The sequence below is a fragment of the Hyphomicrobium sp. DMF-1 genome (genome assembly GCF_027886585.1).
Taxonomy (GTDB): domain Bacteria; phylum Pseudomonadota; class Alphaproteobacteria; order Rhizobiales; family Hyphomicrobiaceae; genus Hyphomicrobium_C; species Hyphomicrobium_C zavarzinii.
In genome coordinates this window covers 3,983,277-4,002,520 of the sequence record NZ_CP115706.1, presented here as the reverse complement: position 1 = coordinate 4,002,520, position 19,244 = coordinate 3,983,277, and the positions used below count along the sequence as shown (strand labels likewise).

Here is a 19,244-nt window from a genome sequence, read left to right as displayed (position 1 = left end):
TCGTCGCAAGACAATACGACAATCAGAAATCTAGAGCGTATTGCGATCCGAGCCTGTCGGATCGCAATACGCTCTAGGAACCCCGCGCGTCCGAGCGCAGAGAGAACGATGCGCCGTCCGTATCCTTGGCATTCACCTCGATGAGCTCGTCGGCGCTGCTTCCGCCGTAGCTCACGCGGATATTCGGGTTCTCCGAGATCGAGATGCCGCCTTCCATGCGGAACAGAACCTGCCCGGCGCTCTTCACCTCAAGCGTGTTGATGAAGCGCGCGGGCACGTAGCCGCGCGTATCGGGATCGAGTTGCAGGCCGGTGAAGTTGGGATGGCGGATCATCACCTGCGCCTCGCGGAACGCGTCCCCGCGCGCGGGCTCCGTCTTCGCCTTGATGTCGATCTTCCCGAGGCCGGCGAGGGCCGCCTCGATGTCCTTCGAGGGCGTTGCGGAGCATCCGCCCGCGCCGGAGACGAACTTCGCGGACATGTGAAGTCGTCCGTCCGCGGTTTCGAGCACCGCTCTCACCTTGGAGAAGGAGTCGAGCCGGATGCGCGTTGCGAGTTGCCGCTCGCCGATATCGGGACCGTCGCGGAAGCCCTCTCCGAAGCGGAAGGTGGCCGCCACCGGCGCAGGGTTGCGGTCGATCAGCAGCGTAAGCGCGACCGCGTTCCGGGCCACGGTGCCGGGAATGCGGATGCTGATAGGCACGAGTGCCGCGTCCTCTGCTCGCTCCGGCGCATAGAGCGTGACCAGACCGTCGTTTTCCGCAATCTCCCGCTTTCCGAACACCTCCTCCCGGAGGCCCGGCCACGGATCCTCTTCGGCGGCGTGAAGGAAACCCGGCCAAAGCCCGGCCGCGAGCGGCGGAAGAGCGAGGGCGGAAATGATCAGGGAACGGCGGGAAATGGAGCGGCTAACCATGGTCAGGCCCTTTCCGTTTTAGGCATTCCGGAGCGTGTGCGCTCAGCGGCGCCGGCGAATCTGCTGGCTGGCCCTTGCGCGATGCGACAATTTATAACATAGGAGATGTTACCTTGTTACACTGAAAGTTTCCATGCAAGCATCGCCCGATCTTTCCCCGCTCGCCCGGGTACTTACAGTCATGCTCGCGGTTCTGGCCGGAACGGCGGAGCCATCTTTCGCGGCCCCGGACGCCGAAGCCGTGGCGACTGCGGCCAGCCCACGGGCCTTGCAGGAAATTTTAGATCGCGATCCCGGTACGAAGGAGGCCGTCGCGGCGCGCGCCGCCGCGCTGGGCCTGGTTCTGATCGATGTTCGGATCGGAACCGGCAAGGCCGAGCGCAGCGAGACGCGGGTTGCCGGAGGCGGCAAACCGTTTGCCGATTGCGATGCCCCTGCCGTCTGCCCGCCGATGCTGGTCGTTCCGCCCTCTCCGCCGGACTTCGCCATCGGCTCGCCTCCGGACGAGGCAGACCGCTCGGACGACGAGACGCTGACGCCGGTAACCATCCGCGCCTTCGCCATGGCGGCGCATCCTGTCACCGTGGCTGAATACAAGGCCTGCGTGGCGGCAGGCGGATGCAAGCCGCCCGAATGGCTCGAGCCGGGCGGCCAGCACAACATCGAGACCGGCTCCAGCCGCTACTATCGTAACCTGGGCGCGGCGCTGACCGGCCCGGGCCAACCCATCGTGGGCGTGAGCCACACCGATGCCACGGACTACGCCAAGTGGCTGAGCAAGCTGACCGGACATGCGTATCGCCTGCCTTCGGAAGCGGAGTGGGAAATGGCAGCCCGCGCGGGCACGAAAACAGCTTTCTGGTGGGGCGACTCGCTCCCGGCGGACGGCGTCGCGCGCGCGGCATGCGTGGGCTGCGGAAGCGAATGGGACAGCAAGTCGCCTGCGCCCGCAGACGCCTTCCCTGCCAATCCCTGGGGTTTGCACAACGTGCATGGCAACGTGTGGGAATGGACGGCGGACCTCTATTGCGAGGACTATGCGTCCGGCCCGAAGGACGGCTCTCCCCGCGTGACCGATGATTGCGCCCCTCAGGGAGACCGACCCGCGGCGCGCGGCGTCTACAGTCTGCGCGGCGGCTCGGCGTTCTATCCGGTGAAGGCGATGCGGTCAGCCATGCGCGTGCGCAACATTCCCGGCTTCCGCAATTTCAGCGTGGGCTTTCGCGTCGCGCGCGATCTCCTGCCTGGCAGCGGAGCACCATGAGAGCCGGAGCGGGATAGAGCCATGCCGATGCGCGAATACATCGATCTCAATGGGTCTTTGGGACCCAAGAAGTCGGAGTCGCTCTCCGCGACCATCATCCGCAATATCTCCATCGTTCTCATTCTTACGCTCGTGATGAGCGGCGCGATCACCTACTGGCAGGCCGCGAACAAGGTGGAGACGGAGGTCGGTGCCGCGCTCTCGATTGCCGAGAAGACCGTGCGCAAGGTCGTCCAGGAGATTGCTCACGACGATGAGCCGCGCTTGCAACTCGTCCGTCTCGTCCGCGTGTTCGACGGCAACCGTCACGTTCGCGCGACCTTCATCGAGCCCGAGCCGATCGGCGCACGCATATCGAGCTTCGTCGCGCCGGCCGAGGAATTGCCGGATTGGTTCTACGCGCTGATGGCAGGACCGCCCCAGGTCATCCGCATCGCCCTGCCGGAAGGTCTCACCAACTACGGCGCGTTCGAGCTCGAAACCGAGCAGCGCGGAGAGGTGGGAGAGGTCTGGGACGACTTCCTGTTGAAGCTCGCCATCCTGACATTCTTCTGCGCGCTGGTTTCCACGCTCGTCTACTTCACCGTCGGGCGCGCCCTGGAGCCTCTGCCGAAGCTCTCCGCCGCGTTCGAGCGGCTCGGCGGCGGCGACTATGGCGTGCGCGTCGCGGAAAGCGGACCGACCGAGCTCGCCAAGCTCTGCTCCGGTTTCAACGAGATGGCCGATCGTCTTGGCCAGATGGAGAGGCGCAACCAGCAGCTCAACGAGCAGCTCGCGACCGTGCAGGAGGAGGAGCGCGCGGACCTGGCCCGCGACCTTCATGACGAGGTGAGCCCGTTCCTGTTCTCCGTCGACGTCGACGCCTCGACCATTCGCCAGATGGCGGAGGCGCCCGAGACGGACGCGCTGATCGCCCGCACGGACGCCATACGCGAAGCGGTGGCGCATATGAAGAAGCATGTGAAGTCGATCCTCGGCCGCCTCCGCCCCACGGTGCATCTGGAGCTGGGTCTCGCCAACGCCATCGAAACGCTCGTGGCCTCCTGGCAGCTCCGCAATCCCGATGTGGTCTTCAACGTCGACGTGACGGATCGCGGATGCGGCCAGAAGCTCGACGCGGTGATCCACGGCATCGTTCGGGAAGCCATCAGCAACGCCTTCAAGCACTCGAAGCCGACCGAGATCGATGTGCAGGTGACGCGCAACGAGGACGACGACGTCCGTGTTTTGGTCCGTGACGACGGAGGCGGATTGAAGCCGTCTAGCCTGTCGAGCGGCTTCGGGCTGATCGCCATGCGCGAGCGGGTGACTGCTCTCGGTGGGACGATCGATATTGGCAACAGGGAAGATCGAGCCGGTGTTAAGGTGGACGTCCGGCTCCCGATCCGGGAAAGCTATGCTGCATTCGACGGATCCGCCGATCTGGGGAGTGATGCATGAAGGTCCTCGTCGTTGATGATCACGCGGTGGTGCGCCAGGGCGTGCAACGCCTTCTCTCCGCCATGCCGAACGTGGTTGTGCTGGAAGCGGCGACGGCCCACGAGGCGCTGGCGACGGCGCGCAAGGAAAACCCGGATGTCGTGGTCCTCGACATCAATCTCGAAGGCGCGAGCGGCCTCGAATTGCTGCGCCGTCTTCGGATCGAAAGCCCGGCCGTGCGCGTCTTGATGTTCTCGATGCATGCCGAGCCGATCTACGCGAACCGGGCTCTCAAGGCAGGCGCCTACGGATATGTTTGCAAGAGCGCGGGTGCCGAGGAGCTGACGACCGCGGTGATGCGCGTTGCCGACGGCGAGCGCTACCTCGACAGCACCATGGCGGGCGAGCTGGTAATGAGCAGCGTGCGCGCCGAGGACCCTTTGCGCAAGCTCACCAACCGCGAGATCGAGATCCTGCGTATGCTGGGCGAAGGCAAGAGCCTGCAAGGCATCGCCGATGCGATCGGCATCGCCTACAAAACGGTTGCCAACTCGTGCGGGCGCATCAAGGAAAAGCTCGATTTACCGCGCACATCCGACCTCATTCGCTTTTCCATCGAAAACCGCCGCAACTGATCCGATCGATCCGAAGCGCGATATCTCCGTTTGAACGCAGCACTGCGAAGTGAAGAGATTTTGGCGCTACGCGAAGCCGGTCTCCTTCTCCGCTTCTGCCGCTTCGGAACAGGACTATTGTTTTCAAGGAAAATGTATCCCGGGAAATCGTCCTACAATTTGGCACGGAATTACGGGCTTATTCGGCGAAATCGAACCGGCGATCACGACTGTGTGATTGGGAAACTTGGCAAACCACATCGGGAGCTAATCCCATAGTGCAACTTATTGGCGTTGCCTATGGTTCGCGGGCTTGCAGGATGGCTGGGGCGCCGAGACAACCGCTCTCCTCCTTGGGTTCTCCCGGCGCCCAGCTTTTTCCAGCATAGCAAAGCCATCTGCCTCCATCGGAGGTCAGCACTCCACGATCGAGATTTTTTGAATGCGCAAGACGATCACGGCCGGGAAGGCCGGAGATGCCGTTTTGCGTAATGCGGGATCTCGTTTTTTCGGCAAAGCCGGATTTGCGAGAGGACGTGGGTTTTCGGAAGGGCATGGTTTGGAATTGCCTGCGGAAACTCGCCTGGTACTAGGAGAGGAAGCAGAATGAGACAGAGGTTAGCCTTTGTAGCTGGCGGTGTTTTGGCCGCCCTGCTCGGCATGAGTGGCCCCGTATTGGCCAATGCCGAGATCGAGAAGAACACCAAGAACGAGAACCTGTGGCCCGCCCCGGGCCGCGACAACCAGCTCACGCGTCACTCGACGTTGAAGGACATCAACACCGAGAACGTAAAGAAGCTTCAGTTCGCCTGGTCGCAGTCGACCGGCGCTCTGCGCGGCCACGAAGGCCAGCCGGTCGTCGTCGAGCACAACGGCAAGCCGATGATGTACTTCTCGTCGGGCTGCCCGAACATGGCCCAGTGCAACATCCTGCAGGCACTCGACCTCAGCGATCCGGACAATCCGGTTCAGGTCTGGAACTACGTCAAGAAGACCGACCGCGATGAGTCGGCCGTTCCGCGCGCCTGCTGCGACACCGTTCACCGCGGCGTGAACTATGCCGCCGGCAAGGTGATCTACCACACGCTCGACGGCTTCGTGATCGCGCTCGACGCCACCACCGGCGCCGAGAAGTGGGTCGTGAAGCACGCTTATCCTGAGCACGGCGAGACCATCACGGGTCCCACTCTCGTGGCCGAGAACCTCGTGATCGCAGGCTTCGGCGGCGACGAGTTCGCAGCCCGCGGACGCCTCACCGCCTACAATATCGAGACCGGCGAAGTGGTCTGGAAGTGCCACTCGACGGGCTCTGACAAGGATGTCTGCCTCACGCCGGACACCAACAAGGCCAACCCGCACTACGGCACGGCCGGCACCGACATCGGCATCACGTCGTATCCCTCGACCAACGGCGGCGAGTGGAAGATCGGCGGCGGCGCTTACTGGGCCTGGGGCAGCTATGACCCCGAGCTGAAGCTCGTCTACTGGTCCACCGGCAACCCCGGTCACTGGAGCCCCAGCTATCGCTGCGGCGACAAGACCCACGACGAGTGCAACACCGGCAAGTGGGACAACAAGTGGTCGATGACCATTTTCGCCCGCAAGGTGGACACCGGCGAGGTCGTCTGGGCCTACCAGATGACGCCCTTCGACCAGTGGGACTATGACGGCGTGAACGAGAACATTCTCGTCAACGACCTCGATGTCGATGGCAAGAAGCACAAGGCTCTCGTCCACTTCGACCGCAACGGCTTCGCCTACGTCCTCGATCGCGTCGACGGCACGCTGCTGCGCGCCAACAAGTTCGTGACCGTGGATTGGGCCGAGAAGGTCGATCTCAAGACCGGCCGTCCGATCAAGGTCTACGAGCACTCGCCCTTCGAGGTCGGCCGCAACGTCGCTGCCTGCCCCTCGGCCATGGGCGGCAAGGACCAGCAGCCTTGCTCTGTCGACCCCAAGGAGCCCAACAAGTTCTACTGCCCCACCAACAACTGGTGCATGGAGGACGAGCCGCAGGAGCGCACGCACACGCAGCAGGGCACGGTCTACGTGTTCGCCAACGTGTACATGTATCCTGAGAAGCCGGGCATCTCTGGCAAGATCAAGAAGTTCGACGTCGTGACGGGCAAGGCTGACTGGGAGATTCCGGATCCCTATCCGAACTGGTCGGGCACCATGGTCACCGACGGCGGCCTGATGTTCTACGGCTCGAAGAGCGGCCACTTCCGCGCAGTCGATCGCAAGACCGGCAAGGTGCTGTGGCAGAAGAAGCTGGGCTCCGGCATCATCGGCAACCCGATCACCTACAAGATCAAGGGCAAGCAGTACGTCTCGATCTTCTCGGGTCTCGGCGGCTGGATCGGCATCCCCGTCACCGCTGGTCTCGACATGAACGACAAGTTCGGCGCGATCGGTGCGACGGCAATGGCGAAGGCCACCGGCCTCGACAAGATCCCGCAGGGCGGCGAGCTCTACACGTTCAGCCTTGGCGAGTGATCGGCAAGGAGCATGAAACGGACGCCCGGTGCCTCACGGCACTGGGCGTTTGCCGTTGGGGCCGCTCTTTCGGTGAGGCGGAGCGGCTTTTGGAAGAAGCCGCGACAGTGGCAGCCGGTCCGGCCGGATTCGCTCGAAGCAGGATCGGGCTAGGCCCCTGGTTTGGCGCGCGAAACTGTGATTGCTCCGCGTAGAGATCCGGACTTGCCGCGCCGCGCTCTGATCATTAGAAGCAACATTATAACATTAATAGGTGTGGTGTGAGGAAGCTGTCGCACACGCTCGCGTTGGGTGCCGTTCTTGCCGGTCTCTGTGGCCCGGCCATCGCGGCGGAGAACCTGCGCTCGTTCACGAAGAACAAGTCGTTCGACGATTTGACCGCGGCCGAGCACACGGCAACGCGTCAGGAGGCGCGTCACCGCAAGCTCGACGTGCTGCGTGTCTGCGCCGATCCGGGCAACATGCCGCTCTCCTCCTCGAAGGAGGACGGCTATCAGAACAAGATCGCGAAGATCATCGCCGAGGATCTCGGCGGCCACGCGAGCTTCTTCTGGCGCCCCTATCACGAACGCGGCCTTACCCGCGAGACGTTCCAGAACGACGAGTGCGACATCCTGATGGATATGCCGACGGCGCTTCAGGAGCTGCTCACCACTGAGCCGATCTATCGAACGACCTACATCTTTGCCCACCGGGAGGACCGTAAGCTCGACATCAAGAGCCTCGACGATCCTGCGCTCAAGGATCTGCGCATCGGTGTGTTCCAGCATTCCGGCTTGCGCGAGGCGCTCGAGCGCCGCGGGCTCAAGAACCTCGACCTCCACGTCATCGCCTACGACGCGGATCTGAAGCCCGAGCATCAGCCGTGGCAGCAGGTGCAGAAGGTCATCGACGGTGAATTGGACGTGGCCGGTGTGTGGGGGCCGTTCGCAGGGTGGCTCAAGACGCAGAAGAATGAGCCGATCGTCATTCAGCCGGTGAACCTCTGGGAGAACGAGGTGCCGATGGAGTTCGATCTCGCCATCGGCATGCAGCGCAACCAGGTCATGTTGAAGTACATGATCGACTGGGCGCTCACCCGGAAGAAGGATGAGATCGCCGCCGTCCTCAAGGACTACGGCGTCCCCCTCGTCAAATGCTCGAAGTGCGCGGTGGATGGCGATCTGCCGGCCCACGGCTCCTACTACGAGCGCCTCCGCAACGTCTCGCAGGACCGCTTCCTGAAGGAGGCACCCAAGATCGAGCATACGGACAAGGCGGCCGAGCACCAGATCGTGACGGAAGCGCGCCTCGAAGCTTGGCTGAAGGAAGGCGCCGATCTCGATCAGGAGCTGGTCAACGCGATCATCGGCAACGATGCGGAGCGCGTGCGCTTCCTCATCAAGAAGGGCGCGGATGTGAACAAGCGCGATTCCGGCGGCTTTACCCCGCTGGACACCGCTGCCCGCACCCGCGGCACCACGCTGATCGGCATTCTGGCGGAGGCGGGCGCCGATCCTAACGCGCCTGATGCCGATGGCTTCTTCCCGCTTCTGCACGCCATCAATCGCAATCATGTCCCTTCCATCGAGATGCTGGCCAAGAAGGGCGCGAACCTCGAGCTCAAGAACAAGCAGGGCATCACGCCGCTTTCCTGGGCACTCGGCGATGGCAAGTATTTTGCGGCGAAGGCCCTGATCGATCTCGGAGCGGATGTGAATGCCACCTCGGGCGTGGAGAACGTGACGCCGCTGATGGTGCTCGCGACCCAGCTTGCCGCCAAGACGCGGTCCGGCAACCTCGCGCAAGGGCCGCAGCCGCTCGATCTCGCCCGTCTCCTCATCGAAAAGGGCGCGAACGTAAACGCATTGTCGAAGGACGGCGTCAACGCGCTCATGATCGCGGCGGGCCACAACAACGCGCCGATGATCGGTCTTCTCGCCGGTTCGGGAGCGGATCTCGGCGTGAAGTCAACCACGGGCCAGACTGCGCTCGATATCGCGACCAGCGCCGGTTTCGATGCCGCTGTCGGCGCTCTGCGCCTCGTGTCGCGGCCCGTGGGCGGCAAGGCCCACGATACGCCGCCCGCCCTGCCGAATTGAGAACGCGCCGCCACAACAGAAGGTTCGCAATGGTGACCAGCAACAAGATCGTGACTGCCGCGCTCGCTCTGCCCTTTCTGCTCACGGCGGCGCCGAAAGAGGCGAGCGCGCTGACCATCTTCGTCACGAACGAGAAAGAGAACACGGTCACGGTGCTCGACGAGTCTCTGAAGATCGTGAAAACCATCAAGACCGGCATGCGGCCGCGCGGCATCCGCATCACGCCGGACTTCAAGGAGGTGCTCGTCTGCATCGGAGACGACAACCGCCTCGACGTCATCGATACCGAGACGCTGGAAATCACCCGCACCTTGAACTCGGGGCCTGATCCCGAGCTCCTCGATGTCTCGCCGGACGGCAAGCGGATCTACATCGCCAACGAGGACGAGGGCTACGTCACCATCATGGAGCGGGCCGACGGCAAGGTGCTGGCTGAGGTGATGATCGGTGTCGAGCCCGAGGGCATGGCCGTCTCGCCAGACAACAAGATCACCGTCGCCACGTCAGAGCAGACCAGCATGGCGCACGTCATCGACAACGAGACGTTCGACGTGCTCCAGAACATCCTGGTCGATACCCGCCCGCGCGAGGCTCAGTTCACCGTGGACGGCCGCCATGTGTGGGTCTCGGCCGAGATCGGTGGCACCGTCTCCGTCATCGACGCCAAGACCTACAAGGTGGTGAAGAAGTTCGGCTTCACGATTCCGGGCGTCAATCCGGAGCTGATCCAGCCCGTGGGCATCGAGATGTCGAAGGATGGTAAACACGCCTTCGTCGCCCTCAGCCACGCCAATCGCGTCGCCGTGGTCGACACCGAGACCTACGAGATCAAGCAGTACGTTCTCGTGGGTCAGCGGCCCTGGCACATGGCCGTTCACCCGGACGGCTCGCAGCTTTTCGTGGCCAACGGCCTCACCAACGACATGACGGTGATCGATACGGCCACCCTGAAGCCGCTCCGCTCCGTGCCTGTAGGGCGCCTTCCGTGGGGCATTGCCATTAAGCCATAGTGCCGGGCGTATCGGGAAAGTGATATCGTTACAACTATATGAGGCGCGACGGGGGTGTTATCCTGCGTCGCGAGGAGACTTGAGCCGATGAAAATTCTTGTGGTCGATGATCACGCGGTGGTGCGGGAGGGGATCCGTCGCCTGCTCGCGACGATTTCCGGAGCGGAGATCCACGAAGCGGCGAATGCGCAAGACGCGATGAACCTCTCTCGAACGGTCAATCCCGACGTGGTGGTGCTCGACATCAATCTCGACGGATCGAGCGGGCTAGAGCTGCTTCGCCGTCTCAAGGCGGAGAATGTCGCGGCCCGCATCGTGATGTTCACCATGCACTCCGAGCCGAGCTACGCCATGCGTGCGCTCAAGGCAGGTGCGGCCGGCTATGTCAGCAAGAGCGCCGAAGCGGGCGAACTCGTCACGGCCGTGAAGAAGATTGCATCCGGCGATCGTTATCTCGACCGCTCCATGGCGAGCGAGCTGGTGTTCAGCTCCGCATTCACCGAGGATCCGCTGCACAAGCTGTCGAACCGTGAGGTCGAGATTCTGCGCCTGCTCGGCGAAGGCAAGAGCCTCGCGGAGATCGCGGCAACCTTCGGTATCGCCTACAAGACGGTGGCGAACTCGTGCAGCCGCCTCAAGGAGAAGCTCGGCGTTGAGCGCACCGCCGATCTCATCCGCCTCAGCGTCGAGCGCCGCATCCGGTAAGCGGAGGCGGGCTCCCTCAGCGCGCGAGCCGCTCGCGCGTCAGCGTCTTCGCAAGCTCCACCGCGGGCTGGTCGAACGGGTCGAGGTTCAGAAGCCGCCCCGCCAGGATGGTCTCGATCATGAAGTGCATGAGCAGCGCTCCGATCGCGCGCTCGTCGAGCTTCTGAATATCGAACGTGCGAACCGGCCTGCCAGCCTGGGTCAGCGCCTCCGCGATGGCGTGCGACTGCGCATCCACCACGTCGCCGATCGTCTTGCCGCCGAGGAAGCTCTGCCCCGCGAGCTTAGCCATCTCCGCGTCGAGCAGAGCGCCTTCGCCTGCACTCGCGACCCGGACCACGGTCACCGCGATCTCGCGCGGACCGTCCATGAAGAGCTGAAGCTGGCTGTGCTGGTCCAGCGGCCCGAGGGCCGGGATGGGCGACGTGCCCTCGCCACCCTTGCCGAGGCTCTCCGCCCAAAGCTGCACGTACCATTCAGAAAAGCGGCCGAGCCGGTCGTTGTAGGGCATCATGACGAGCGTGCGGATGCCGCGCTCTTTCGAGAGGCCCACCGCCGTCGCAGCGCCGATCGCCGGAGCGAAGGCTGCGGGGAAGGACGCCGAGACGAGGCTGTCGATCACCTCCTGCGCACCCGCGCGGATCTTGCGGGCATCGAGCCCGCGCGCCAGCGCCGGCAGCAGGCCGACGTTCGTCAGGCACGAGAAGCGCCCGCCGATACCGGTGTGATGCTCCAGCATGGGAATGCCGAGGCTGCCGAGCAGCGCGCGCAGGCCGTTGCTCTTGCCCGGCTTGTCCGGCTCCGTGATGCCGAGGAACATCTGAGGAATACGGCTTTCGAGGCCTGCGGCTTTCACTGCCGACAACGTCGCGAGAAGCTGCGCAATGGTTTCTGTCGTGCCGCCCGACTTCGACGTGACGACGAAACGCGTCTTGTCGAGTTCGAGCCGGGCGAGACCAGCCGACAGCGTCAGCGGATCGAGATTGTCGTAGAAGCGCGTACGCGGGCGTGCCTTGTCGCCAGTCGCGCAGCAGGAGACGCCGGGAAGCCCCCACCCGCCGAACTGGGCGAGCGTCTGGCCGCCAAGGCCAGAGCCGCCGGTGCCGAAGAACACGATCGTCTCCGCGCCTTCGGACAGCTTGGCGAGCGCTGCCTCCGCCGCATCGAGATCGTCCGTCTCCTCTGAGATCTTGAGCAGCGGAAGACGCCCGCTCGCATGATCCGCCTTGAGATCGTGGAGCGCTGGCCCGAGCTTCTCGAGCCAGCTTCCAAGCTCGGCCTCGGACAATCCGTTCTCGCCGATGGCGCCAGAAAGGCACCCGGCAATCGACTGGCGATAGGAGGGGGAGGAGGAGCTGGGCTTTGTCATGGCATCCCGCATAACCGTTCGAGCGAGCGTGAGTTCCGCGGGAGGCGTAGCCGGTTTCGCAGCCCGCGCCAAGATGGTCGGTGAGGCATATGCCGAAAGCTTGGCGGTTCGGCAGCCTTTCACGAAAACGCCGCCCCGGTAGGATCGGAGCGGCGTCGATATTCTTGCAGGAAGGAGGGGCGAGCGCCCTCAGCCCTTCTTGTCGGCGGTGGCGGTCGCGGGCTGGCCGACGATCGTCACGATCAGATTGTCGGTGTCGAGCAGCCGCTTGGCCACGCGCTTGGCGTCGTCCAGCGTGATCGCCTCGATCATCTTGTTGCGGTTGTCGATGTACTCCGGGCCGAAGTCGTCCTCGAGCAGGCCCAGAAGCTGGCTCGCGATCTTGGAGTTGGTGTCGAAGCGCAGCGCATAGGAGCCGATGAGATACTTCTTCGCGTTCTCGAACTCGGTTGGCGTCGGCCCCTCGTCGGCGACGTGCTTCAGCTCCTTGCGGATCACGTCGAGCGACTGCTGGATCGCGTCCGCGCGGGTGGCGACGCCGCCGGTCAGGATAGACGTGTGCCGGAACGGCTGGATGTAGCTGTAGACCGAGTAGGCAAGCCCGCGCTTCTCACGCACCTCCTCCATCAGCCGCGAGGCGAAGCCGCCGCCGCCGATGAGCTGGTTCAGCACGAACGCGGCCATGAAGTCCGGGTCCTTGCGCGGCATGGCAGGCAGGCCGAACACGGCGACCGACTGCGGCACATCCATCGAGATCCACTTTTCCTTGCCGCCCGCCGCCGGCTTGGTCAGCGGCACCGGCGCGAGGCTCGCCTTCTCCGGCAGATCGCCGAAGACGTCGTCGAGAAGCTTGCCGAGCTGCTCCGGCGTAATGTCGCCGACGGCGACGACCTTGAGGTTGCTGCGGGCGAAGATGCGCTTGCGATAGGCTTCGAGGTCGTCGCGCGTGATCGCGTTGACGGTTGCCTCTGTACCCTGCGAGGGGCGGGAATAGCTGTGACCGGCGAAGGCAACGGCGAACCACTCCTTGGCTGCCACCTTCTCGGGATCGCGGTCGGCGTAGACGAGGTTGGCGAGCAACTGACCGCGAATACGCTCCACCGCATCCTGATCGAAGCGCGGCTTCGTCAGCGCCAGCTTGAGCAGCTTGGCGGATTCGTTGCGGTTCTGCGTCAGCGTCTCGAAATTCCCGTAGAACGCGTCGCGGCTGTCCTCGTAGCGCATGCGCATCGCGAGGCTTTCCATCTGCTCCTGGAAGTCGCTCGCCTGGATGTCGCCAGCGCCCTCGTCGAGCATGGCGGAGACGAAGTTCGCGACGCCGTCCTTGCCCTCGGGATCCTGCGAGTTGCCGCCTTCGAACGAGAACTTGAGGGCGAGCAGCGGATTTTCATGGGCTTCCACAAGCCACGCCTGGATGCCGCCGGGGCTTTTTACGACTTCGATTTTCATGGCGTGAGCGGGCCTGGAGAATGTGAGGACAAGGGCGAGAACGAGCACGGTCAACGAGAGCGCGATGTCGATCCTGCCAACACGCACGATTGAACGCTGAAGCATAGCCATTGAGCGGTCCTTAGAACTGCTTCTGGTAAAGTGCAGAGCGGTTATCGACAGGAAGCACCCGCGAACCTACGAGCGGCTCTTGGAGGCAGGCTGCTCCGCGTGCGCACCCGCTTCCGGCGAGGGCGTGAGATAGCCCGTCACCGAGCGGCGGATGTCGAGGTACGTGTTGGCCACCCGCTTGATGTCGTCGCCCGTCACCTTGGAGATCGCATCCGGCCAGCCCTCGATCTGCGCCACCGTGCGGCCGAGCGCGAGGCCCCAGCCGTAGCGCCGCGCGAGCGAAGCCTGGTCGTCGTTCTCGTAGATGTAGTCGGCGATGTAGCTGGATTTGGCACGCGTCAGCTCGGCATCGGTGACGCCGTTGTCGCGCAGTTCCTCCAGCACCTTGTCGATCGAGGCTTCGATCTTCGGCAGATCCGAAGGCTTGGCCGCTACCGCGTAGAGGCTGATCGATCCGCTGTCGAGGCCCGAGCCCGAGTAGCTGCCGCCGGCGGAGGAGGCGATCTTCTCCTCCACGACGAGCCGCTTGTAGATCCGGCTCGTGGCGCCATCCGCGGCGATCTTCATCAGGAGATCCAGGGCTTCCGCCTCGCCGGGCTTGGCCGTCGTATAGCTCGGCACGACGTAGTCGCGATGGAACGACGCTTTGCCTGCGCGCGGATCGGAGTATTCGACACGCCGCGCTGCGCGCTGCGGGGGATCCTGTGGCCGCTCACGCGTGGCGCCGACCTGTGGGTTGGCCGGGATCTTTCCGTATGTCTTCTCGGCGAGGGCCTTCACCTCTTCCGCCGTCACGTCACCCGCCACCACCAGCACCGCGTTGTTGGGCGCGTAGAAGTGCTTGTAGAAGGTCATCGCGTCCTTGGGCGAGAGCTTCGCCATCTCGTGCTCCCAGCCGATCACCGGGATGCCGTAGGGATGCGAGTAGTAGAGCGCAGCGTTCATCTGCTCGTCCATGATCGCGGCCGGATTGTTCTCGATGCGGCTGCGGCGCTCCTCGAGGATCACGTCGCGCTCGGTAAGAACCTCTTTCTCGGTGAGCTTGAGGTTGACCATCCGGTCGGCCTCCATCTCCATCACCGTCTCGAGGCGATCCTTCGAGATGCGCTGGAAGTAGCTCGTCACGTCATGGCCGGTGAAGGCATTGTCGTTGCCGCCGAGGCGCGCCACGATCTTCGAGAACTCACCGAGCGGGATCTTGTCGGTGGACTTGAACATCAGGTGCTCGAGGAAGTGCGCGATGCCGGACACGCCCTTCGGCTCGTCAGCCGCGCCGACCTTGTACCAGACCATGTGCGTGACGACGGGCGCGCGGTGATCGGGAATGACCACCACCTGCATACCGTTGGCGAGCTTGAACTCGCTGGTGCGCGGCTGGGCTTGGATTTGAGAAGGCACGATGGCAAGCATGATCGAGGCGACCCAGATAAGAAGGCGCGAAACGCCCGGTGAATGCATCATATGATCCTCGGTGGCGAGAGATCGCGGGGCAATCTGGCCATCCGGCGCCGACCGGAATGAGCAGAAAAACGATTGCACGAGATCTCGGCATTCGTGGCTCTGTTGTCAAATGACAACCCGTTCATGTGCCGGTGAACAGCCGCATGTGATTGGCTGATAAAGATCTGGTAAAAATAGCAAATTGAGGCGGTCGCCGCGCGTGCGGGCGGCGCGGAAGGAGAAAAGCGGACGGACGCGCTACTCGTCGTCGTCCTCGCTCCCTTTATTCCATTGCTGGATAGCCGTGAGCACCGAGCCGCGGCACGGTCCCAGCGGACCCGACGCGAGATCCGCGTTGTCGTCTCCGCGCGCCTTCGCCTCGTCGTAGTTCTTCTTGCAGTACTCGGCCTGCTGCCGCTCGAGCTCTGCCCGGTTGGTTTTCGCCTTGCGGTCGGGATCGTCCACCAATGCCGTGACGTCGTTGGCGACGGCTTCGGCCGGTGCGCCGGGCTCCGGCACGCGCTCCAGATTGGGCGGCATGACCAGCGGTGCGCGCTCCGCCATCTTGGGCTCGGCGGACTTGGACTTGAGATTGTTGAGGCCCACGGCGTCGAAAAGCTTGCCATTGAGCTCCACGTCATCGGCCGAGCAGGCGCCGAGGCTCAGCGCGACAGGAACGACGATAGCCCCCGCCCAACGCTTAACGGCTCGCCTGCTGATCAAGCTCGTGATCATGATAGATCGCCCGCCCCTTGTTGCGCCCATTCACCGAGTTGGACTTAGTCCCTTTGATGAACCATGCAAATCCGCGCTTCTGATACGCCGGGCTACCGCGGGTTTGCGGCGTCATTGCGACTCCCTAGGAACGAGTCATACAAGAGCGCTACAACCCCGGCAACAATCGCCACGTCGGCGATGTTGAAGACGTACCAGTAAAATCCGAATGCGTGCAGAGAGAAGAAGTCTGCAACCCCTCCGATAAGTATGCGATCGAGCCCGTTGGCCAGGGCTCCGCCGATGATGAGGCCGAGCGCCCACGCCATCAGGCGTCCCGTCCCGGCTGCGGCCAGCCACGCCCACAGGGCCGCCGAGGCCACCACCGCAAACAAAGCAAGAACGATCTGCCAGGTGTAGGTGGACTGGTCGAGCATCGAGTAGCTGATGCCGGTATTCTTGACGAACACCAGATCGAGGAACGGGGTGACCGTCACCCGCCCCTTCTCGGCGATTTGGTAGACCAGCAGCATCCACCACTTGTGCGCCTGGTCGATGACGAAGGTCACCGCCGCGATCTTGAGCGCGAGCGACGAGTAGGGACCCCACAGATAGCGCGAGAAGCCGCCAGCCGGTGCCGTCATGCCGCGCCCCGCGCGTCGAGTTCACGCACGGCAGCCGCATCGCGGGCCGAGAGATCCGGATAGCTGGGGTCGGACCCGACATCCGTCGTGATGCGCCATGAGCGCGCGCACTTGCGCCCTTCCGCGCGCGTCGGCACGACGCCGACGCCCGGCACGTCGGGAAGCGTGAAGGCGTTTTCCGGAGCGAGCTTGCGAACGAGCGTCGCGCCGCTGGTGATGGAGATCTCGGCGAGGTCGACGTCCTGGATCGCTTCCAGCGTGGCGACGTCTGTGACGAAGACCTCGGGCGCCGCCTCGAGGCTCGATCCGATGCGCTTGGCCGCGCGCTCGAGTTCGAGCGCGCCCGTCACCACGCGGCGCACGGCACGCACGCGCTCCCATTTCTCGGCGAGCGCGTCGTCGCGCCAGGACTCAGGCACCTCCGGGAAGGTTTCGAGATGCACGCTGCGCTCCGCGCCGTAACGGTGGATCCAGGCTTCTTCGGCCGTGAACGACAGGATCGGCGCGAGCCAGGAGGTCACGCAGCCGAAGATCTGGTCGATCACCGTCAGGCAGGCCCGCCGCTTCACGCTCGAATAGGCGTCGCAGTAGAGGGTGTCCTTGCGGATATCGAAGTAGAAGGCGGAGAGGTCCGTATTCATGAACGGCGAGAGAGCGGCCACGACACCGCGATAGTCGTAGCTCGCGTAGGCGGCGCGCACGTCGCGGTTGAGCTCCCACAGCCTGTGCAGCATGAGACGTTCGAGCTCGGGCAGCTCTGCGCGGGCGATCTGCAGCTCCGGAGAGAAGTAGTGCAGCGCGCCCAGCATCCAGCGGAGCGTGTTCCGAAGCTTGCGATAGGCTTCCGCGGCCGACTGCACGATGGCCGGTCCGAAACGGATGTCGTTCGTCGTGTCGGCGGACGCTACCCAGAGGCGCAGGATGTCCGCGCCCGAGGTCTTCATCACGTCCTGGGGCGAGAGCACGTTGCCCTTCGACTTCGACATCTTCTCATCCCCCTTCTCGTCGAGGATGAAGCCGTGCGTCAGCACCACGTCATAGGGCGCGCGCCCGCGTGTGCCGCAGGATTCGAGCAGCGAGGAGTGGAACCAGCCGCGATGCTGGTCCGAGCCCTCAAGATACATCACCCGGTCCTGTCCGCCGTCGCGAACCCGTTCGATGCCCGCGAGGCCGGGGAACTGCTCGGGATCGTCCAGCACGAACGCGTGCGTGGAGCCCGAGTCGAACCACACGTCGAGCACGTCGCGCACCTGCTCCCACTCGGCCGGATCGTACTTGGGCTTGAGGAAGCGCTCGGCCGACCCGGCTGCGAACCACGCGTCGGCACCCTCCTTGGCGAAGGCGTCGGCGATGGCGGCATTGACCGCCTCGTCACGCAGGATGTCGCCTTCCTTGTGGCCGTCGTGATCGCGCTTCGAGACGAACACGGTGATCGGAACGCCCCACGCGCGCTGGCGCGAGACGACCCAATCGGGACGGTTGGCGATCATGCCGTTGATGCGGTTTTCGCCCGTCTCCGGCACCCACTCCGTCGCCTGGATCTCGGAGAGCGCGACCTGGCGCAACGTGCGCTTGTCCGCGCCGAAGCCCTTGTCCATCGCGATGAACCACTGCGGCGTGTTGCGGAAGATGATGGGTTTCTTCGAGCGCCACGAGTGCGGATACTGGTGCTTGAGACGGCCGCGCGCGATGATGGTGCCCGCTTCGCTGAGCGCCTTGATCACCGCGTCGTTCGCGTCGCCCTTGTCGCCGTTTTCCTTCAGCACGCGCTTGCCGGTGAAGCCGGGGGCCTCCTTGGTCAATACGCCATCCGCATCGACGGTGAACGGGATCGTGGTGTCGATCCCGCGGTCGCGCAGAGCCTTCTGATTGGCGATCCAGATGTTGTAGTCGTCCGCGCCGTGGCCGGGCGCCGTGTGCACGAAGCCGGTGCCCGTGTCGTCGGTCACGTGATCGCCGTCGAGGAGGGGCACGTCGAAGTCATAGCCAAGAGAGGCAAGGGGATGCGCCGCGACGATCCCTTTGAGGTCGTCTCCAGCAACAGATCCACGCCGTTCGAAGGCCTCGACCTTCGCGGATTTCATGACGTCAGCAGCGAGCTTATCGGCGAGCACGTATTTATCGCCAACCTTTGCCCAGTTGTTCTCGGGCGCAGCGGTCACTTCATAGAGGCCGTACTCGATCTTCGACGAGAACGAGATCGCGCGGTTGCCCGGAAGCGTCCAGGGCGTCGTGGTCCAGATCACGACGTTGGCGTCTTTGGGGAGATCGCCGGACTTCACCGGAAACTTCACCCACACCATGTCGGACTGATAGTCCTGGTACTCGACCTCCGCCTCCGCGAGCGCGGTCTTCTCGACAACGCTCCACATCACGGGCTTCGAGCCGCGATAGAGCAGGCCGTTGGCGGCGAACTTCATCAGCTCGGAGGCGATCGTCGCCTCCGCGGCATAGCTCATGGTGAGGTACGGGTTCGCCCAGTCGCCGATCACGCCGAGCCGCTTGAATTCCTCGCGCTGCACGTCCACCCACGTCTCGGCGAAGCGGCGGCATTCGTCGCGAAACGCATTGATGGCGGCCGGATCGGAGAAGTTCGGCTTTTCCTTGCCCTTCGCGCGGTACTGCTCCTCGATCTTCCACTCGATCGGCAGGCCGTGGCAGTCCCAGCCCGGCACGTAGTTGGAATCGAAGCCCAGCATCTGCTGGCTCTTCACCACCAGGTCCTTCAGGATCTTGTTCAGCGCGTGCCCGATGTGGATGTGCCCGTTGGCGTAGGGAGGCCCGTCGTGCAGCACGAACTTGGGACGGCCCTTGGACGCTTCACGCAGCTCTTTGTAGAGGTCGCGCTCCTGCCAGCGGGCGAGGATCTTGGGCTCGAGGTCCGGGAGGCCCGCCCGCATCGGAAAATCGGTCTGCGGCAGGTTGAGCGTCTGGCTCCAGTCCCGCCCCGATGTTTCGGCGCCCGTCTGATCGTTGTCGGCCACGCCGTTGCCCTTCGCCATAATCGCCGTC

General features: G+C 64.0%; 15 protein-coding genes. 8 read left to right on the top strand and 7 right to left on the bottom strand.

Going from position 1 to position 19,244, the window contains the following annotated elements; translation table 11 throughout:
• Positions 1–73: 73 nt before the first annotated feature.
• The gene (locus PE058_RS18280) at positions 74–916 is read right to left on the bottom strand and encodes a quinoprotein dehydrogenase-associated SoxYZ-like carrier (RefSeq protein WP_271029022.1); all 843 of its coding nucleotides are present in this window, start codon (positions 914–916) and stop codon (positions 74–76) included.
• Positions 917–1,049: 133 nt separating this feature from the next.
• Between PE058_RS18280 and PE058_RS18275 the strand changes: the two genes are divergently transcribed.
• The 8 genes from PE058_RS18275 (at position 1,050) to PE058_RS18240 (ending at position 10,505) form a co-directional block, all read left to right on the top strand.
• Complete coding sequence (locus PE058_RS18275) at positions 1,050–2,180, top strand: formylglycine-generating enzyme family protein (RefSeq protein WP_271029021.1); 1,131 nt, start codon at positions 1,050–1,052, stop codon at positions 2,178–2,180.
• Between the two features lie 21 nt (positions 2,181–2,201).
• On the top strand, positions 2,202–3,620 hold the full coding sequence (locus PE058_RS18270; protein ID WP_020085060.1) for an ATP-binding protein: 1,419 nt from the start codon (positions 2,202–2,204) through the stop codon (positions 3,618–3,620).
• Positions 3,617–4,234: a response regulator transcription factor gene (locus PE058_RS18265; protein WP_020085061.1), complete on the top strand. Its 618-nt coding sequence runs from the start codon at positions 3,617–3,619 to the stop codon at positions 4,232–4,234. The genes PE058_RS18270 and PE058_RS18265 overlap by 4 nt, the downstream gene beginning before the upstream one ends.
• Before the next feature lie 421 nt (positions 4,235–4,655).
• Complete coding sequence (locus PE058_RS18260; protein ID WP_156827284.1) at positions 4,656–4,823, top strand: hypothetical protein; 168 nt, start codon at positions 4,656–4,658, stop codon at positions 4,821–4,823.
• Positions 4,820–6,709 carry a PQQ-dependent dehydrogenase, methanol/ethanol family gene (locus tag PE058_RS18255; RefSeq protein WP_026867884.1) on the top strand — a complete coding sequence of 630 codons (1,890 nt, stop codon included), beginning with the start codon at positions 4,820–4,822 and terminating at the stop codon, positions 6,707–6,709. Before PE058_RS18260 ends, PE058_RS18255 begins: the two co-directional genes overlap by 4 nt.
• 260 nt (positions 6,710–6,969) lie before the next feature.
• Positions 6,970–8,790: a quinoprotein dehydrogenase-associated putative ABC transporter substrate-binding protein gene (locus PE058_RS18250; RefSeq protein WP_271029020.1), complete on the top strand. Its 1,821-nt coding sequence runs from the start codon at positions 6,970–6,972 to the stop codon at positions 8,788–8,790.
• 29 nt (positions 8,791–8,819) lie between these two features.
• Entirely contained in the window at positions 8,820–9,800 is a 981-nt protein-coding gene (locus PE058_RS18245) for a PQQ-dependent catabolism-associated beta-propeller protein (protein WP_020085064.1), read from the top strand.
• Between the two features lie 87 nt (positions 9,801–9,887).
• Complete coding sequence (locus tag PE058_RS18240) at positions 9,888–10,505, top strand: response regulator (RefSeq protein WP_020085065.1); 618 nt, start codon at positions 9,888–9,890, stop codon at positions 10,503–10,505.
• Between the two features lie 16 nt (positions 10,506–10,521).
• On the opposite strand, the gene PE058_RS18235 is transcribed toward PE058_RS18240, so the two are convergent.
• From PE058_RS18235 to ileS, 6 genes are all read right to left on the bottom strand, one after another.
• The gene (locus PE058_RS18235; protein WP_271029019.1) at positions 10,522–11,874 is read right to left on the bottom strand and encodes a glucose-6-phosphate isomerase; all 1,353 of its coding nucleotides are present in this window, start codon (positions 11,872–11,874) and stop codon (positions 10,522–10,524) included.
• Positions 11,875–12,063: 189 nt separating this feature from the next.
• On the bottom strand, positions 12,064–13,428 hold the full coding sequence (locus tag PE058_RS18230) for a M16 family metallopeptidase (protein WP_271029018.1): 1,365 nt from the start codon (positions 13,426–13,428) through the stop codon (positions 12,064–12,066).
• 72 nt (positions 13,429–13,500) lie between these two features.
• Positions 13,501–14,895: a M16 family metallopeptidase gene (locus PE058_RS18225; protein WP_020085068.1), complete on the bottom strand. Its 1,395-nt coding sequence runs from the start codon at positions 14,893–14,895 to the stop codon at positions 13,501–13,503.
• A gap of 237 nt (positions 14,896–15,132) precedes the next feature.
• Entirely contained in the window at positions 15,133–15,609 is a 477-nt protein-coding gene (locus PE058_RS18220) for a hypothetical protein (protein ID WP_020085069.1), read from the bottom strand.
• A gap of 92 nt (positions 15,610–15,701) precedes the next feature.
• Positions 15,702–16,232 carry a signal peptidase II gene (lspA, locus tag PE058_RS18215; RefSeq protein WP_271029017.1) on the bottom strand — a complete coding sequence of 177 codons (531 nt, stop codon included), beginning with the start codon at positions 16,230–16,232 and terminating at the stop codon, positions 15,702–15,704.
• Complete coding sequence (ileS, locus tag PE058_RS18210) at positions 16,229–19,234, bottom strand: isoleucine--tRNA ligase (RefSeq protein WP_271029016.1); 3,006 nt, start codon at positions 19,232–19,234, stop codon at positions 16,229–16,231. Before ileS ends, lspA begins: the two co-directional genes overlap by 4 nt.
• Between the last annotated feature and the right edge of the window lie 10 nt (positions 19,235–19,244).

Bases quoted from the DNA above. Each gene is read 5' to 3' on its own strand.
- PE058_RS18280 (WP_271029022.1), bottom strand. From the start codon at position 916: ATGGTTAGCCGCTCCATTTCCCGCCGTTCCCTGATCATTTCCGCCCTC.
- PE058_RS18275 (WP_271029021.1), top strand. From the start codon at position 1,050: ATGCAAGCATCGCCCGATCTTTCCCCGCTCGCCCGGGTACTTACAGTC.
- PE058_RS18270 (WP_020085060.1), top strand. From the start codon at position 2,202: ATGCCGATGCGCGAATACATCGATCTCAATGGGTCTTTGGGACCCAAG.
- PE058_RS18265 (WP_020085061.1), top strand. From the start codon at position 3,617: ATGAAGGTCCTCGTCGTTGATGATCACGCGGTGGTGCGCCAGGGCGTG.
- PE058_RS18260 (WP_156827284.1), top strand. From the start codon at position 4,656: ATGCGCAAGACGATCACGGCCGGGAAGGCCGGAGATGCCGTTTTGCGT.
- PE058_RS18255 (WP_026867884.1), top strand. From the start codon at position 4,820: ATGAGACAGAGGTTAGCCTTTGTAGCTGGCGGTGTTTTGGCCGCCCTG.
- PE058_RS18245 (WP_020085064.1), top strand. From the start codon at position 8,820: ATGGTGACCAGCAACAAGATCGTGACTGCCGCGCTCGCTCTGCCCTTT.
- PE058_RS18240 (WP_020085065.1), top strand. From the start codon at position 9,888: ATGAAAATTCTTGTGGTCGATGATCACGCGGTGGTGCGGGAGGGGATC.
- PE058_RS18235 (WP_271029019.1), bottom strand. From the start codon at position 11,874: ATGACAAAGCCCAGCTCCTCCTCCCCCTCCTATCGCCAGTCGATTGCC.
- PE058_RS18230 (WP_271029018.1), bottom strand. From the start codon at position 13,428: ATGCTTCAGCGTTCAATCGTGCGTGTTGGCAGGATCGACATCGCGCTC.
- PE058_RS18225 (WP_020085068.1), bottom strand. From the start codon at position 14,895: ATGATGCATTCACCGGGCGTTTCGCGCCTTCTTATCTGGGTCGCCTCG.
- PE058_RS18220 (WP_020085069.1), bottom strand. From the start codon at position 15,609: ATGATCACGAGCTTGATCAGCAGGCGAGCCGTTAAGCGTTGGGCGGGG.
- lspA (WP_271029017.1), bottom strand. From the start codon at position 16,232: ATGACGGCACCGGCTGGCGGCTTCTCGCGCTATCTGTGGGGTCCCTAC.
- ileS (WP_271029016.1), bottom strand. From the start codon at position 19,234: ATGGCGAAGGGCAACGGCGTGGCCGACAACGATCAGACGGGCGCCGAA.